The sequence below is a fragment of the Olivibacter sp. LS-1 genome (assembly GCF_008245145.1).
GTDB classification, from domain to species: Bacteria; Bacteroidota; Bacteroidia; order Sphingobacteriales; family Sphingobacteriaceae; genus Olivibacter; species Olivibacter oleidegradans.
This window is the reverse complement of sequence record NZ_CP041643.1, coordinates 3,366,951-3,383,086: the sequence shown is the minus strand read 5'-3', so window position 1 is coordinate 3,383,086 and position 16,136 is coordinate 3,366,951. Positions and strand designations below refer to the sequence as shown.

Sequence of the window (16,136 nt, the reverse complement as noted above, 5' to 3'; positions counted from 1 at the left end):
CTAAACTAAACATTTCCCGGAGAAGAACCTAACAAAGAGCGCATCATTATATTATACGACCTTTCACAAAAAAATGGCCATAACCTCAACATACTTAGATTCGTCGTTGCAAATAAAGCGCATTTTATCTAAGTTTGAGCGCCTAATCCTGTATGTAGAATGCGGTGGGTGGTATCAAATGAAACAGATGAAACAAAAGAGCTCGATTTTATTGCTATGTGCTATCTATTTCTTTTCCTTTACAAATTTGGTGTCGGCAAAGCAACGATATCATTTAGATAATTTTATTGTTAAGGAGAATCTGATCAAAAATAACAAATTAGCCATTATCGCCTGCGATTCGCTGGATGAACCAACAGATAAGCTTAACGGTACGTTCCTATTTGTTATTAATGGATTTAAACAGCAGCTTAATTTTTCCGGAGGGGTCGCCATTTCTCCACAAGAGATTGATAAATCTTCTTTTGTCTTTCTTAAGCATCAAAATGAGCATGGTACGCATAGTAAGTTGTATTATGTCATGAAGAATGATGACGGGCTAAAGCCAATTAAAATCAGTTGGGTTTTCTTATTGTTGATTCCGCTTGTCATAATATTTATAGCAACTATTTATAAAAGGCTTATTTTGTTGGCCATCGTCGCGCTGCTGGCTTTTGCTTATTTCAATTATAACAAAGGACTGAGTTTCGAAGGTCTTTTTGAGACGGTATCTGCGGGGATAAGGAGTTTTTTCTAATATAAGTGTTACTTTGTAACATTGCTGTCAGGGCACAGTATCTATGTCTCTTTATTGTTATGTGCTGGACTTCAAAAGTAACGTTCCGTCGCCGATAGCTAACGCCTAACAACTTACTACTAATACCTAAAAAGGCATACCAATACCAAAGTTATACTGGATAAAATTATAAGGATCCGGTCCGTTGGTCAGTTTATAGTTTCGTTTAAATTCGCGACTGTTGAATAAATCGGTAATAACCCATTGATCAGCGCCTTCGAATTGTGGGTCTTTGACTTTAATACCTGCGTCAAAACGGAAAACAAAGTACTGCAGGTCAAACCGTAAGCCGGCTCCCGCCCCAATGGCCATTTGTCCCAAGAACTTATTAAACTTAAATTCACCGCCAGGGTTTTCAGCGCTCTCCTTTAATCGCCAAATATTACCGATATCTGTAAAGGTTGCCCCTTTCAATTTAGCACCAAAAAAATCATTCAACAACTTAAACCGATATTCAAAATTGCTGAAAATCTTAATTTCTCCCAGTTGATCAAGATTTCGGAGTCGATTTCTCAAGTCTTCTGTTAAAATCGACCGATTGTAGTTACCGGGACCTAAAGTTCTCGCCTGCCAGGCACGCTGATCATTCATCCCGCCCCCGAAAAACTGCTTTTCGAAAATCAGGAACTCTGAATTATTCCCAAAAGGAACACCTATACCGGCGTTTATGCGGGCCACAAACTGGCGTTCTCCCCCTAGATGCCTATATATCCTAAAGTCAACCTCCGTTTTAACATATTGCAAATACGGAACATTCAATATGGTATTTTGGCCGATATCATTCTTCTTAAAATTAATGATCTTACTGAGTAAGTTAAGCGTATTACCACTTAAATCCAATGCACCCCGGAAATATAAAAAGTTATCGTAAGTATTCAACCGCAAAGTATTGAACGTATAAGTATATTGGCTGCCAATACCAAAATAGGCACGGTCATTACTCTTCACATAAAGTTCGTAGCCATTATTCTGCAGGGAATCCTTGAACGCGTTGTCTAATCGTCCTAGTCGATATTCGAGGGATATTGGCGTAACACTGTGCAGTTTATATTTCGTATCATACCAGTTATAGGAGATCGAATTAATAATATAGCGATTACTATAGGTATTCAACTGATCAAATATCTGCCAGTTGGTTGAAAAAATCGTATGAGGCATACCATTTTTACCTACTAACGGGATACGAAAAGGAACGATCAATCGTGGAATGGATAAATTAGCGCCAAACTGTAAGTCGCGGTTCCAGATCCTGCTCCACAAAGGACCTCCGAGTTGCGAATCGAACAAAGCGCCAAAACGTGCCTTGATCTCAAGCTGCTCAGAACCGCCGAATAAATTTCGATTCGTATAAGTATTACCAATATTGAAACCACTCCGCCCCGAGGTGAATACATATTCACCTTCCACACGGTTAGACATCCGCTTCAAGGGCGTCAACTCATAATGAACAGTGAGATGCGTGGAGTCTTTTTTCTTATAGCTGGTTCTTATTCCCCTAAAGCTATTTAATTCATATAATCGATCATAAGTCAGGTTCTCCTTTTCGATGTCGAAGATATCGCCAATTTTGGGATAAATGTACCGTGCAAGTGGCTTTGGTCGAAAACGTTGTGTATAATCCTTTACCTCCAAGCCATGAGCTAACTGAGTGCTATCCGGTTTGTTTATTCCGACTTCTCCATCACTGTTTTTTATGACGACATAACTACTATCGATTTTAAAAACAGTGTGCCCACTCTTGCCCTCGGGATTATCGATGAAAAGCCTAAGATCAGCTTGGCTACTGTTCATATTGGTATCCACTTCAAACCGAACATATTGACGTAGATAATCGTAATATCCATTATGTTTCATAAGGTTATAGATTGACTCACGCTCCTTTACCAGAGTATCTGCATCGAAGCGCATACCCGGTCGCAATACAGGAAAGCGTGCAATATGTTGTTTGTACAATTTATCAACCTGTGGATCACCAATCTCATGCTCAATATAACGGATCTTAAAAACGCCTCCCTGCTTCACGTCGAAGTCAATTTCTGCCTTTTTACGTCTCACGTAAATATGGCTTTTGACTTCTGCATTAAAATAACCCTTGGATACCAGGAACCTTTCGATTTGGTTTCGGGAAATCTCAACTAAGGAACTGTCTAGTATACTGGGAGGTTCGCCGACATTCCTAATTTTATCCGTTCGATATTTTCCACCTTTACTGTTTGCAAAATTATAAATGAAGAGATTTATCTTAGAGTTCGGACGGATTTCCCGTTGAACATAAGCTTCAGCACCCTCTTTAAATTCTTTATTTATCCCATTTAACTTTACCTTTGTAACCAATGCCTGGTCATCATTCAACAATCTCGTGGATCTGCAAGACGAGAAAAATAGTGATGTGAGCACTATGAATACAAAAAAATACAAGTAAGATAATTGCGATGCTCTCAAAGTCTCAGCTTCAATTTGTTAAATCCTTACATCAAAAAAAGTTCAGAAAAGAACATGGTCTCTTTATTGTAGAGGGTTTTAAATCCATAACGGATTTTTTTCACTCAGATTATGTAATACATAGTATTTACTATACTCCAAAAGTAGGGCCAAAGATCGATATTTTCGGAGAGAAAATAAAACATTATCCCATATCGGAACGTGATTTGGAGGCAATTAGCACACTGAAAACGCCACAGGGAATAGTGGCATTAATAGAAACGCCAAGTGAAGTTGCCGTTCAGGAGGATGAATTACGGGATCAATTTTCTCTAGTATTAGATACTATTCAAGACCCCGGCAATCTAGGCACGATTATCCGAACGGCAGATTGGTTCGGCATCAAACATATTATCTGTTCGGAAGAAACTGTAGAATGTTTCAATCCAAAGGTGGTACAGGCTACCATGGGTTCTTTAGCACATGTTTCTATACACTACACAGACCTGCATGCTTTTCTTAAGGATGTCACGCTGCCGAGTTTTGCGACGGTGTTGGACGGCCAATCCATTTACGAAACCGATTTCGGCAGTGAGGGATTCATTATTTTAGGCAATGAAGGGAACGGTATTGCGCCCGATCTGATCAGCAATAAAACACAACGTATCACGATTCCAAGTTTCGGAAACGCTGAATCGCTCAATGTAGCAGTTTCAGCCGCTATATGTTGTTCGGAAATAAGCAGAAAAGATAATTTGCATAAAAGTTGAAAAAAATTAGTAAAGAAAGATAATTTTACTATTTTTGCAAGCCTAAACGGAAAGGGTCGGATGGCCGAGTGGCTAGGCTGAGCTCTGCAAAAGCTCCTACAGCGGTTCGAATCCGCTTCCGACCTCATTAAAAGATTTATTAAAGAATAAAAGCCATGGGAGTTACACGCTTAAAAAGAAAAGATAGAAGAAATAAAACCGTATCACGTTTAGAGGTACAATTCTTAAAGCTTGGCCGTAATATTGAAGTTGGAAGTAGATCGAAAGAGCCAAAAAATAGCCAAGTCACCAAAAATAATGCTGTTTTAGATAAACTTACTGCAGAAAGCAAATAAGAGGCTAATAACAAAATATTAAAAAAGACCTGAATTTTTATTCAGGTCTTTTTTCTTTATAAGACCAAAGGATGCGTAAATTATCAATGGACGAACTGGGGCGCCCCAGTGTTGACGAATTCAAGCAATTAGATAAGTTGCCAGTAACGGTTATACTTGATAGTGTGCGAAGTCTACATAATGTAGGATCTGTTTTTAGAACATCTGATGGCTTTGCGGTGGAACGCATTCTTCTCTGTGGAATTACCGGTACCCCTCCCCATCGGGATATAGAAAAGACAGCTTTAGGAGCTACACAATCTGTGGCCTGGCAATACGAAAAGAATATTGAGGAAGCGATAATTAATTTAAAACAGGAAGGAAAAAAAATAATCGCCATAGAGCAGGCAGAAGGCAGCACTATGCTGCATCGTTTCATCCCGGTAGCGGGCGAAAGCTATGCGTTGATCTTCGGCAATGAAGTAAATGGTGTTTCAGAAGAAGCAATGAAGCTGATCGATTATTGCGTTGAAATCCCCCAATTCGGGACCAAACACTCCTTTAATGTTGTCATTTCGGCGGGAATCGTTTTATGGGATTTCTATCGGAAACTAAAACTAAAAAGCGGCGACTCCTAGGAGTATCGCCGCTTTTACTATTAAAAAATCTTATGCGTATGACGCAATCGAATCTTTACTTTCGAGTACCGATTTCCCCATAAGAAATTCATCTACTTTCCTAGCACATTCGCGTCCTTCAGAAATTGCCCATACGACCAATGATTGCCCTCTGCGCATATCACCCGCTACAAACACTTTATCAACAGTTGTCTTATAGCTGCCTTCAGCTGCATTGACATTGCCGCGTGCATCTAAAGAAACACCAAGCTGTTTTAACAAGCCTTCATGTTGTGGATGTAAGAATCCCATAGCCAATAAAGCCAGCTCGCAAGGTATTTCACGTTCCGATCCAGGCACTTCTGCAAATTTAACCGGTCTGCCCAGGGCATCAGTTTCCCATTCCAAATCAACCACCAGTGCACCTTTTAAGTTACCATGCTCATCACCTAAAAACGCCTTGGTATTGATGCTCCAAAACCGCTCACAGCCTTCCTCATGTGATGTGGTATTTTTAAGAAGCATTGGATAAGTAGGCCAAGGCATCGCGGACGTGCGCTGAGCAGGCGGCTTAGGCATTAGTTCAAACTGCGTAACCGTTTTTGCTCCATGACGATTTGAAGTACCTACACAGTCAGATCCGGTATCACCGCCACCGATCACCAATACATTCTTATTGCTTGCTAAGATATCCTCTTCCTGATAGGCAGACTCACCAACACGCTTATTCTGCTGTTTCAAAAATTCCATTGCAAAATAAACGCCTTTCAGTTCTCTTCCGGGAATATTCAAATTTCTTGGAATGGTAGAGCCCCCTGCCAACACGATGGCATCAAAGGCTTTCAATTCATCGGCCGGCACATTGACGCCCACCTCCGCATTACATCTGAAAACAACGCCTTCTTGTTTCATCAGCTCAATACGCCGATCGATCACCCACTTGTCCAGTTTAAAGTCCGGGATGCCATATCGTAATAAACCGCCCGGTTTATCATCTCTTTCAAACACCGTTACCTCATGACCCGCCTTAATCAGTTGGGCTGCTGCGGCTAAACCGGCAGGGCCTGAACCAATAACCGCAACGCTTTTACCCGATTTAATAGCCACCGGTTTTGCTTTGGCAAAACCTTTTTGATAAGCTATTTCCGCTATGTGTTTTTCAATTTCTTCAATTGCCACCGGTGAGCGATTGATACCCAATACACAAGCCGATTCGCACGGTGCCGGACAAATACGCCCGGTAAACTCAGGAAAATTATTGGTTGAGGATAGTATTTCAAAAGCCTCTTCCCATTTACCGTCGTACACAGCGTCATTAAATTCAGGTATAACGTTTCCTAGCGGACAACCTGAATGGCAAAAAGGGATGCCACAGTTCATACAACGGGCAGCCTGTGTATTTAATTCTTCCTCACTGTACGTATGAACAAATTCTTTATAATTTTTAAGTCTCTCTTCAGGAGTATCTTTTGTGGGGAGCTGTCTTTCAAACTCTTTAAACCCGGTTACTTTTCCCATTTCTCTTACCTAATAATATTATGCTTCAACCAATTTCGTCTGTAAAACACGCTTGTATTCTTTCGGGAATACTTTTACAAATAGACTACGCTCGTTCTTCCAGTTACTTAGAATAGTTGAGGCTAGTTTACTATTTGTCAAATTAATGTGCCGTTTCAACAAATTAATAATTTGTGTTTCATCTTCTTCATCCAGCGGATCTAGATCAACCATCTCAAGATTGCAACGATCTTTAAAAGTACCGTTGATATCATATACCCAAGCAATACCACCGCTCATACCGGCAGCAAAATTACGACCTGTTTCGCCTAATATCAGTGCCCGTCCACCGGTCATATATTCGCAGCCATGATCACCAACTCCCTCTACAACGGTTGTTGCTCCTGAGTTACGTACTGCAAAACGTTCACCTGCCTGGCCGCATACAAACAAGTGCCCGGAGGTAGCGCCGTAAAGTGCTACGTTACCAATAATAATGTTCTCATGCGGAACCAGCTGACTGCTGCTTGCAGGATAAATTGCCAATTGTGCACCGGACAAGCCCTTACCTACATAGTCATTTGCTTCGCCCTCTAACTCAAAAGATAAACCTTTTGCGGCAAAAGCACCGAAGCTCTGTCCTGCCGATCCAACAAATTTGAAGTTAATGGTATTATCGGGCAGTCCTTCTGAACCATATATTTTTGAAACCTCGTTAGATAATAACGTTCCGATGGTACGATCTGTATTTTTTACATTGAACGTACCGAATACAGGTGTCTTACTTTCTAAGGCTTTAGCAGCTTGTTTCAACATACCCCAATCCAAAATCATATCCATGCCGTGATCTTGTGATTCGGTTTGGTATAGACTCTTACCGGATGGGTTTTGGGGTGCATATAGAATGCCGGACAAATCGAGCTTATTGACCTTCCAGTGATTAATATCTTCACGGACTTTAAGGAACTGTGCCTTTCCAACCATTTCATTAATGGTTTTGAAACCTAAGCTTGCCATGATTTCGCGCAATTCCTCTGCTAAAAATTTGAACAGGTTAACAATATCTTCCGGCTTGCCTGTAAACAACTTACGCAATTCCGGATCCTGCGTTGCAACGCCAACCGGGCAGGTATTCAAATGACATTTACGCATCATGATACAGCCTCCCGCAACCAAAGCAGCGGTAGCTACGCCCCATTCCTCAGCGCCCAATAAAGCGGCAATTGCTAAGTCTCTTCCCGTTTTAAGTTGTCCATCGGTTTGCAATACCACACGGCTACGGAGCTGGTTTTTGACCAAGGTTTGTTGCGCCTCGGCTAAACCAAGTTCCCAAGGTAATCCTGCATGCTTAATTGAGCTAATCGGAGAAGCACCCGTACCCCCATCGTAACCGGCAATGAGAATAACATCGGCATGCGCCTTCGCTACGCCCGCAGCGATAGTTCCTACACCCGCTTTTGACACCAGTTTCACATTGATACGGGCTGCGCGGTTTGCATTTTTCAAATCGAAAATCAGTTGTTTTAAATCCTCAATAGAATAAATGTCGTGATGCGGAGGAGGCGAAATCAGACCTACACCCGGCGTTGCGTGACGAACTCGGGCAATCCACTCGTCCACTTTATGTCCCGGAAGCTGACCACCTTCACCCGGCTTCGCCCCTTGTGCCATTTTAATTTGTAATTCATCGGCTTGCGTTAAGTAATTTGACGTTACACCAAAACGAGCAGAAGCAATTTGTTTGATTGCCGAACGCATTGAATCACCATTAGGCAATGGCTTATAACGGATCTCATCTTCACCACCTTCGCCTGTATTACTTTTCCCTCCTATTCGGTTCATGGCAATAGCCAGCGTGCTATGCGCCTCATGAGAGATAGAGCCGAAAGACATGGCGCCGGTAGCAAAGCGTTTCATAATATTTTCTGCCGGCTCTACTTCGTCTAACGAAATGGGAGCACGGTGTTTAGCAAAATCAAAGAGACCGCGTAAGGTGTACATACGCTCCTTCTGGTTATTGATATGCGCTGCATACTGCTTGTAAATTTCATAGTTACCGGTTCTACAAGCCTGCTGAAGTAAGTGTACCGTCGTGGGGTTAAACAAATGTGCCTCCCCTCTTCTACGCCAAGCATAAATTCCCCCTTCGGGTAACAGATTGGTTTTCTTTTCACTACGGAATCCACGATCATGCTTACTTAAAACTTCTCGCGCAATATCGTCCAATCCTAAGCCACCGATTCGGGATACCGCACCGCAGAAGTATCGATCCACAACATCTTTATGTATTCCCAATACTTCGAAAATTTGCGCACCATTATATGATTGCAAAGTAGAGATTCCCATTTTTGAGAATATCTTAAGCAATCCGCTACAAACAGCTTTAACGTAATTCTTAGACAGCTCAGGCCAAGTGAGGGATGTTTCGATCACACCTTCCTCTTTCAATGTCCTTATAGATGCAAGAGCCATGTACGGGTTAATAGCCGTAGCACCAAAAGCAAGTAAACAAGCAAAATGATGAACTTCCCATACATCACCTGCTTCAACCACTAAACCTACTGCTCCCCTATAGCCCGTTTTTATTAAATGGTGATGAACCGCCGATACCGCCAATAACGAAGGGATCGCTGCGTGTTGCGAATCAATTGCTCTGTCAGACAATATCAACACTTCAAATCCGTCGCGGACGGCGTCCTCGGCGTAACGACATAGACGTGCCAGGCCCTCTTCCAGTGAACCTTCTTTTCCGTCCGCCTTAAAATAGGTTTGCAATGTTTTTGCCTGAAAGATTCCGGTATCGATACTACGCAATTTTTCCAGATCTCTGCTAGTAACAATAGGATGCTCCAAAGCAACGCAATGGCAATGCATTTTATCTTCATCCAAAATATTTCCGGAGTTTCCGATAAAGGTAGATAAGCTCATCACCAAACGTTCCCGAATCGGATCGATCGGTGGATTGGTTACTTGCGCAAAATATTGTTTAAAATAACTGCTAAGATGTTGTGGATGTTCAGACAGTACAGCCAGGGGCACGTCTGTTCCCATAGAACCTACTGGCTCTTTTCCATCTAGTGCCATCGGAATCAAGATACCCTCGATATCCTCTCTTGAGTAGCCGAATATTTGTTGATATTTAAATACAGATTCTTTCGAAAGATAGGTGAAGGTAACACGCGGTTCTGCCAAATCTTTAATATGGATTTTGTACTTGTCAAGCCATTCGCCATAAGGTTGTTTAGTGGCTAATTCATGCTTGATATCCGCATCACTCAAAATTTCCCCTTTTTCCATATCAACCAAGAATATTTTTCCCGGTTGTTGGCGGCCCTTTTTAATAATAATGCTCTCATCTATTGGCAAGGCGCCCGCCTCCGATGCTACCACTACCCGATCATCATTCGTTACCGCATAACGAAGGGGTCGTAATCCATTTCGATCGAGCGTAGCACCAATGGTTTTTCCGTCTGTGAAACATAATGCCGCCGGGCCGTCCCAAGGCTCCATAATAGTGGCATGGTATTCGTAAAAGGCTTTGCGCAACGGATCCATTGAAGTGTTTCCATCCCATGCTTCAGGTACCAACATAAGCATCACGTGCGGCAGAGAACGCCCACTATGTAAAAGCAATTCTACCACATTATCCAATGAAGCAGAATCCGATAATCCCGGATCTACTACAGGAAGTAAAATATCAAGCTCTTCATCCGAAAAATAAGGTGAAGAAATAGACCTTAAACCGGCGTAGAAGCGATTCAAGTTTCCTGTAAGCGTATTTATTTCTCCATTATGAGCAACAATACGGAATGGTTGCGCCAATTTCCAGGAAGGAAAAGTATTAGTTGAAAAACGCGAGTGCACCAGGCCAAAGGCAGAAACCACCCGCTCATCCGACAAATCATTGTAATAAGAACGCACCTGATAAGTGGTTAGCTGTCCTTTATAAATAAGTGTTTTACTGGATAGGGACGGCATATAGAATTGCTCCTTTGCTTCTGCCAGCTCTTCTTTTATTCTTTTTACAAGTAATCGCCGAAGCACAAACAGTTTTCGGTCGAAATCTTCCGTATTACGAACCTCTTTAGGACGCTCAACGAAAAATTGAATAATGTTAGGCTCAGCACTTAAGGCGGTCACTCCCACTCCTTCCGGCGTTACAGGCACTTCGCGTACGCCGAGAAAATTAAGCCTCAATTGGGCACAGGAGTCCTTAATAAGTTCTCTGCAACGTTCGTTCAGTGATTCCTCCTTGGGTAAAAACGTCATCCCCACGCCGTAGTAACCCGGTTCTCCCAGTCTTATATCCAGCTTACTACATTCTTCCCAAAGAAACTCATGCGGTATCTGAATCATAATACCGGCTCCATCGCCGCTTTCCTCATCACAACCACAGGCCCCTCGGTGCTCCATGTTCTCCAACATCGTCAACGCGTCCTGAACCTGACGGTGACTTTTTAATCCTTTTAAATGAGCCACAAAACCAACCCCGCACGCATCATGCTCAAAATCAGAACGATACAATCCCTGTTCTTCCATATCTTCAACTGTCATTGTTATTGCTTAGTTTAAATAGATTGCTAAAATAACATTAATATTCGACAATATTAAATTTTTATTATTTTTTGTGATAAAAACTTGATGAAATATCTAGAATAACACAATAAACTTAAAAAAATCGTAAACCATGTTTTCGCAAGCGCTTCAAATATGAAAATGCATACAGCATAAAAAAAAACAGTCTGATCTCCAATGATCTAGCACTATTTCAATAAAAAAACTTAGTAAATTAAGTTTTTTTCCTATTTTTGCGGTGGGTAAGTCTTTTACGACCAGCTCCCTTTGAACTCCCCCAGGGTGGGAACACAGCAAGGGTAAAAGGTTGAGCGGTGCGATAAAAGGGGCTTGCCCTTTTTTTATTTCCTCTTTTTACACTTATCTTTTACTAAAATAGCAAATATTGGTTACTTTTGTTGCAATCAAAACCAAGTTTTAACAATAATATCTTATGAAATTTTTTATAGATACCGCCAATCTTCAGCAAATCAAAGAAGCGCAAGATTTAGGGGTTTTAGACGGAGTTACAACAAATCCAAGCCTAATGGCTAAAGAAGGCATTAGCGGTGAAGAAAATGTGATCAATCATTACAAAGCTATATGCGATATTGTAGATGGCGACGTAAGTGCGGAGGTGATTAGCACTGATTATGAAAATATTATTAAAGAAGGGCTTGCACTAGCAAAACTGGACGACAAAATAGTCGTTAAAGTACCTATGATAAAAGAAGGAGTAAAGGCGATCAAATACTTCAGCAGTGAAGGTATCAAAACGAATTGCACCCTTGTTTTCTCTGCCGGACAAGCACTCTTGGCTGCAAAAGCCGGAGCCACTTATGTTTCTCCGTTCATTGGCCGTTTAGACGATATCTCTACCGATGGCTTAAGCTTGATTGAAGATATTCGCCTGATATATGACAACTACGGCTATGAAACGCAAATCCTAGCAGCTTCCGTACGTCATGCCATGCATATTATTGAGTGCGCCAAAATAGGAGCAGACGTAATGACAGGACCGCTTTCAGCTATTTTAACATTGTTGAAGCACCCGCTTACTGATAGTGGTCTGGCTCAGTTTTTGGCTGATCATGCAAAAGCCGCCGGTAAATAGGCTATCAAGTATTTCCTCCGGATAGTCTTCCGCATAGGCTGTTCGTCCTAATTTTGCTCTGTACAAGCAAATTGTTTATAGTTACTTAAAGGACCTTCATTGATCGTTCCCTTAAGTAACTTCTTAGTTTAGATACTATGGATATTTTCGACATCGTCATTGTAGGCGGCGGCCCCATTGGTTTGGCTTGCGGAATTGAAGCCGAAAAAGCCGGGCTACGTTATGTGATTTTAGAGAAGGGTTGTTTAGTGAATTCACTCTTCAATTATCCACAGCACATGACCTTTTTTTCGACCTCTGAAAAGCTGGAAATCGGGGGCGTGCCCTTTGTATCCACTAATCCAAAACCAAAGAGACTGGAGGCATTGGAATACTACCGGAGAGTACAGCAAAAATTTTCGCTAAACGTTCGCTTGTTCGAAGAGGTAATAAACGTCACGAAAAAGGATGATCTGTTTACCGTCCAAACCATAAAGAATGTCTTTGGGGCAAAGAATGTGATTCTTGCTACAGGCTTTTACGACAAACCTAACTTGATGCAAATACCGGGAGAGAATTTACCGAAAGTAAAACACTATTATAATGATCCCCATTACTATGCAAATCAGCAGGTAGTGGTAGTAGGTAGTAGCAATTCATCTGTAGATGCCGCGTTGGAAACGTATCGCAAAGGTGCCAAGGTGACTATGGTGATAAGAAGAAATGAAATCAGTCATCGTGTAAAATATTGGGTGCGTCCGGATATCGACAACCGTATAGCAGAGGGTTCAATCAAGGCCTACTTTAATAGTTGTTTAACAGCCATTGAAGAACATGTGGTTCATATCGCTACGCCTGAAGGTCCGATTACTATTAAAAATGACTTTGTGTTAGCTTTAACCGGCTATCAGCCTAATTTTGACTTTCTGAAAAAACTGGGCATTAGGTTATCTCCTGATGATTTATTGATTCCGGAGCATGACGAATTAACAATGGAAACTAATATTCCACATTTGTACCTCGCAGGCGTAGTTTGCGGAGGCATGAATACACACCTCTGGTTTATCGAGAACTCACGCGTTCACGCAGAACAAATCATAAGACATATTAGCGGATAAAGCTTGAACTGTAAACAGGGAAAAGAAATTCGACATCTTTTTGAGCAATTTTTTTATTATTTTTGAACCTATGGAAGATGGTTCTCAAATAACGGAATTTGGCAAGGTCTTTATTTATCTGATCGTTGGAACGTTCTTGGTTCTCTTCACTTTATTGTTAGGAAAACTATTGTCTCCCCGTAAACCTAGTTCGGCAAAAAGCAGCACCTATGAATGTGGCGAAGTGGCGCGGGGAAGTTCGTGGGTTCAGTTTAACTCACGGTTCTATGTTATAGCCCTCGTATTCCTTTTATTCGATGTGGAAATGGTGTTTATTTTTCCATGGACAACCATTTTTGGTGCTGCTGATTTAATCCATGCAGATGGTAGATGGGGCTGGTATACCTTGGCGGAAATGTTCATATTCATTGGAATTCTATTGGTTGGTTTACTTTATGTTTGGAAAAAAGGCGATTTAGAATGGATAAAACCTAACCCGAGCCTCCCTTCCTTACCGGGTACAATCCCACTCGAAGTTTATGAGAACATTAACAGAGCGACTTATAAGCTAAGGCCATTTCAAGCAACGAATAAGACGGAGGATATACAGTCGGATAAACCGTCTGCTCTCGCTAAACCTGCTTTTAAACCTAAATTTGTAAAGAAGGATTCGTAATGAGTACAAGCACGCAAACAGATAGTGGTATTGTTGTAGCAAAGTTGGACGACCTCCTTAATTGGGCACGGTTATCGTCCATGTGGCCCGTGAGTTTCGGTATCGCTTGCTGTGCAATCGAAATGATGGGCGCAATGGCCGCTACTTACGACTTGGATCGATACGGTGTTTTTCCGCGGGCTTCTCCAAGGCAGGCAGATGTTATTATTATAGCGGGTACCGTTACATTTAAGATGGCTGATAGAATACGGCTTTTATATGAACAAATGCCCGAACCAAAGTACGTTATATCCATGGGGTCCTGCTCCAATTGCGGGGGCCCGTACTGGCAACACGGTTATCATGTAGTAAAAGGAGTAGACAAGATAATTCCGGTTGATATATACGTGCAAGGGTGCCCTCCCCGACCTGAGGCGCTGATTGGTGCATTTTTAGAACTTCAAAAGAAAATAGGATCGGAACACATTATTAACGAAAAAATAAACTCTTAAAAAATACAATTATTAGTTAAGCTACTCCTTAACTAAACACATCTATGGAAAAAGATTTTTATGGCGATTTACGCTTGGGCATCCTTGGTGGCGGACAGCTCGGACGCATGCTTATCCAAGAAGCGATCAATCTGAACATAAGTGTTTCAGTATTGGATCCAGACCGGGATGCCCCATGTAAAAAATTATGCGATCGGTTTGAAGCAGGATCACTAACCGATTTTGACACAGTTTATAAGTTTGGTAAGCAAGTAGATATGCTTACGATTGAAATCGAAAAAGTAAATGTAGATGCGCTGGAAAAACTAGAGGAAGAGGGTGTTGTCGTTTTTCCTCAGGCGCGTGTCATCCGCTTAATTCAGGACAAAGGACTTCAAAAACAGTTTTTTAAACAAAACGATATTCCAACAGCACCCTTTCAGTTGATTTCTTCAAAAGATGCATTAAAAGATTTAACCATCCCTTTTCCTTATATACAAAAATTGAGAAAAGATGGCTATGATGGAAAAGGAGTGCATAAAATTGCAGATGAAGCTGATTTAGCAAATGCCTTTGAGGCACCGAGCTTGATTGAACAATGGGTGGCTTTCGAAAAGGAAATCGCCGTCATCGTAGCGCGAAATGATAAAGGTGATGTATCGACCTTTCCAATGGTTGAAATGGAATTTAACGCAGAGGTTAATTTGGTTGAGTTTTTAATTTCCCCATCCATTTTACCTTTCGAAATACAGGAAAGAGCCGAACAGTTAGCCATAAAGATTGCAGAGGATCTTCAAATCGTAGGACTTCTTGCAGTGGAAATGTTCTTAACGCCGGATGGAAATATTCTGGTAAATGAACTCGCCCCCCGACCGCACAATAGCGGACATCATACAATTGAAGGAAACTATACATCGCAATTTGCACAGCATTTGCGCGCAATCTTCAATTTGCCGCTAGGTAACACCGCTGCACGTAGCAATGCGGTGATGATTAATTTGCTCGGTGAAGCCAATTATGAAGGACTGGCGATTTATGAGGGGCTTGAAGAGGTATTGGCGGAAGAAGGGGTTTATATACACCTCTACGGTAAGAAATTCACGAAACCTTTTCGTAAAATGGGACATGTAACTATTGTGAACGAAGATCGTGAAAAGGCGGTTACCTTAGCTAGAAAAGTACAGGCTACCATTAAAGTAAAGGCCTAAATAAAAATCAAATCCATTATTATGCAAACAAGTCAACTTCCTTCAGTAGGAATCATTATGGGCAGCAAATCCGACCTCCCCGTAATGGAAGACGCGATTAAAATATTAAAAGAACTGGGTGTTCAAATAGAGGTTTCTATCGTATCGGCGCATAGGACTCCGGAACGTATGTTCGACTATGCGCAAACGGCTGCGTCGCGCGGACTGAAAGTAATCATTGCAGGAGCCGGAGGGGCCGCTCATTTGCCAGGTATGGTAGCATCGATTACGCACCTGCCGGTGATCGGGGTACCCGTCAAATCTTCCAATTCTATTGACGGATGGGATTCCATTTTGTCTATATTACAAATGCCTAATGGCATTCCCGTTGCTACGGTAGCATTGAATGCAGCAAAGAATGCAGGCCTTTTGGCTGCGCAGATTTTAGCTACTGCTGATCAGCAATTGGCACAGAATCTTATCCATTTCAAACAAGAGTTGAAGAAGAAAATAGAAGAGACCGCACAAGAAGTGGAAAACATGAACTTCTAGACCGGAAAACAGCCATAACGATAATCGTAATGGCTGTTTTTCATTATTCAAAAAATTAAACCATCCAGCCTATCTTTTTGTGCTAGCTCCGGCACCAACAATTTGCGCTTTCT

At 41.7% G+C, this 16,136-nt stretch carries 13 protein-coding genes, 1 tRNA gene and 1 other RNA gene; 12 read left to right on the top strand and 3 right to left on the bottom strand.

The features are described 5' to 3' along the window. Window positions 1-187 precede the first annotated feature (187 nt). Entirely contained in the window at window positions 188-736 is a 549-nt protein-coding gene (locus FKG96_RS13775) for a hypothetical protein (protein ID WP_041388341.1), read from the top strand. A 126-nt stretch (window positions 737-862) separates the two neighbouring features. On the opposite strand, the gene FKG96_RS13770 is transcribed toward FKG96_RS13775, so the two are convergent. Continuing rightward, window positions 863-3,130, bottom strand: a complete 2,268-nt coding sequence (locus tag FKG96_RS13770) for a BamA/TamA family outer membrane protein (RefSeq protein ID WP_246860283.1) — start codon at window positions 3,128-3,130, stop codon at window positions 863-865. A 77-nt stretch (window positions 3,131-3,207) separates the two neighbouring features. On the opposite strand from FKG96_RS13770, the gene FKG96_RS13765 reads away from it, so the two are divergent. The 4 genes from FKG96_RS13765 (at window position 3,208) to FKG96_RS13750 (ending at window position 4,918) form a co-directional block, all read left to right on the top strand. Continuing rightward, window positions 3,208-3,966 carry an RNA methyltransferase gene (locus FKG96_RS13765; RefSeq protein ID WP_130857458.1) on the top strand — a complete coding sequence of 253 codons (759 nt, stop codon included), beginning with the start codon at window positions 3,208-3,210 and terminating at the stop codon, window positions 3,964-3,966. 54 nt (window positions 3,967-4,020) lie between these two features. Next, window positions 4,021-4,091: transfer RNA gene (locus FKG96_RS13760), tRNA-Cys, on the top strand. A 30-nt stretch (window positions 4,092-4,121) separates the two neighbouring features. Further along, window positions 4,122-4,301 carry a hypothetical protein gene (locus tag FKG96_RS13755; RefSeq protein WP_013666449.1) on the top strand — a complete coding sequence of 60 codons (180 nt, stop codon included), beginning with the start codon at window positions 4,122-4,124 and terminating at the stop codon, window positions 4,299-4,301. A gap of 71 nt (window positions 4,302-4,372) precedes the next feature. Next, a complete protein-coding gene (locus tag FKG96_RS13750) occupies window positions 4,373-4,918 on the top strand; it encodes an RNA methyltransferase (RefSeq protein WP_130857457.1) in 546 nt (181 codons plus the stop codon). Between the two features lie 30 nt (window positions 4,919-4,948). Here the strand turns inward: FKG96_RS13750 and FKG96_RS13745 are convergent, their stop codons facing one another. Next, window positions 4,949-6,415, bottom strand: coding sequence for a glutamate synthase subunit beta (locus FKG96_RS13745; RefSeq protein WP_130857456.1), 1,467 nt, complete (start codon window positions 6,413-6,415; stop codon window positions 4,949-4,951). Between the two features lie 18 nt (window positions 6,416-6,433). Further along, window positions 6,434-10,948 carry a glutamate synthase large subunit gene (gltB, locus tag FKG96_RS13740; protein ID WP_130857455.1) on the bottom strand — a complete coding sequence of 1,505 codons (4,515 nt, stop codon included), beginning with the start codon at window positions 10,946-10,948 and terminating at the stop codon, window positions 6,434-6,436. Between the two features lie 261 nt (window positions 10,949-11,209). On the opposite strand from gltB, the gene ffs reads away from it, so the two are divergent. The 7 genes from ffs (at window position 11,210) to purE (ending at window position 16,023) form a co-directional block, all read left to right on the top strand. Further along, an RNA gene (gene ffs, locus FKG96_RS13735) (signal recognition particle sRNA small type) lies at window positions 11,210-11,308 on the top strand. A 94-nt stretch (window positions 11,309-11,402) separates the two neighbouring features. Then, window positions 11,403-12,062: a fructose-6-phosphate aldolase gene (gene fsa / locus FKG96_RS13730; RefSeq protein WP_013666445.1), complete on the top strand. Its 660-nt coding sequence runs from the start codon at window positions 11,403-11,405 to the stop codon at window positions 12,060-12,062. 137 nt (window positions 12,063-12,199) lie between these two features. Then, entirely contained in the window at window positions 12,200-13,159 is a 960-nt protein-coding gene (locus FKG96_RS13725; RefSeq protein ID WP_013666444.1) for a YpdA family putative bacillithiol disulfide reductase, read from the top strand. 70 nt (window positions 13,160-13,229) lie between these two features. Then, window positions 13,230-13,814, top strand: coding sequence for an NADH-quinone oxidoreductase subunit A (locus FKG96_RS13720; RefSeq protein ID WP_130857454.1), 585 nt, complete (start codon window positions 13,230-13,232; stop codon window positions 13,812-13,814). Then, window positions 13,814-14,305 (top strand): NADH-quinone oxidoreductase subunit B, encoded by a 492-nt coding sequence (locus FKG96_RS13715; RefSeq protein ID WP_013666442.1) that lies wholly within the window; start codon window positions 13,814-13,816, stop codon window positions 14,303-14,305. Before FKG96_RS13720 ends, FKG96_RS13715 begins: the two co-directional genes overlap by 1 nt. Window positions 14,306-14,349: 44 nt before the next feature. Beyond that, window positions 14,350-15,492 (top strand): 5-(carboxyamino)imidazole ribonucleotide synthase, encoded by a 1,143-nt coding sequence (locus FKG96_RS13710; RefSeq protein ID WP_130857453.1) that lies wholly within the window; start codon window positions 14,350-14,352, stop codon window positions 15,490-15,492. 21 nt (window positions 15,493-15,513) lie between these two features. Continuing rightward, the gene (purE, locus tag FKG96_RS13705) at window positions 15,514-16,023 is read left to right on the top strand and encodes a 5-(carboxyamino)imidazole ribonucleotide mutase (RefSeq protein WP_013666440.1); all 510 of its coding nucleotides are present in this window, start codon (window positions 15,514-15,516) and stop codon (window positions 16,021-16,023) included. The last annotated feature ends 113 nt before the right edge of the window (window positions 16,024-16,136 follow it).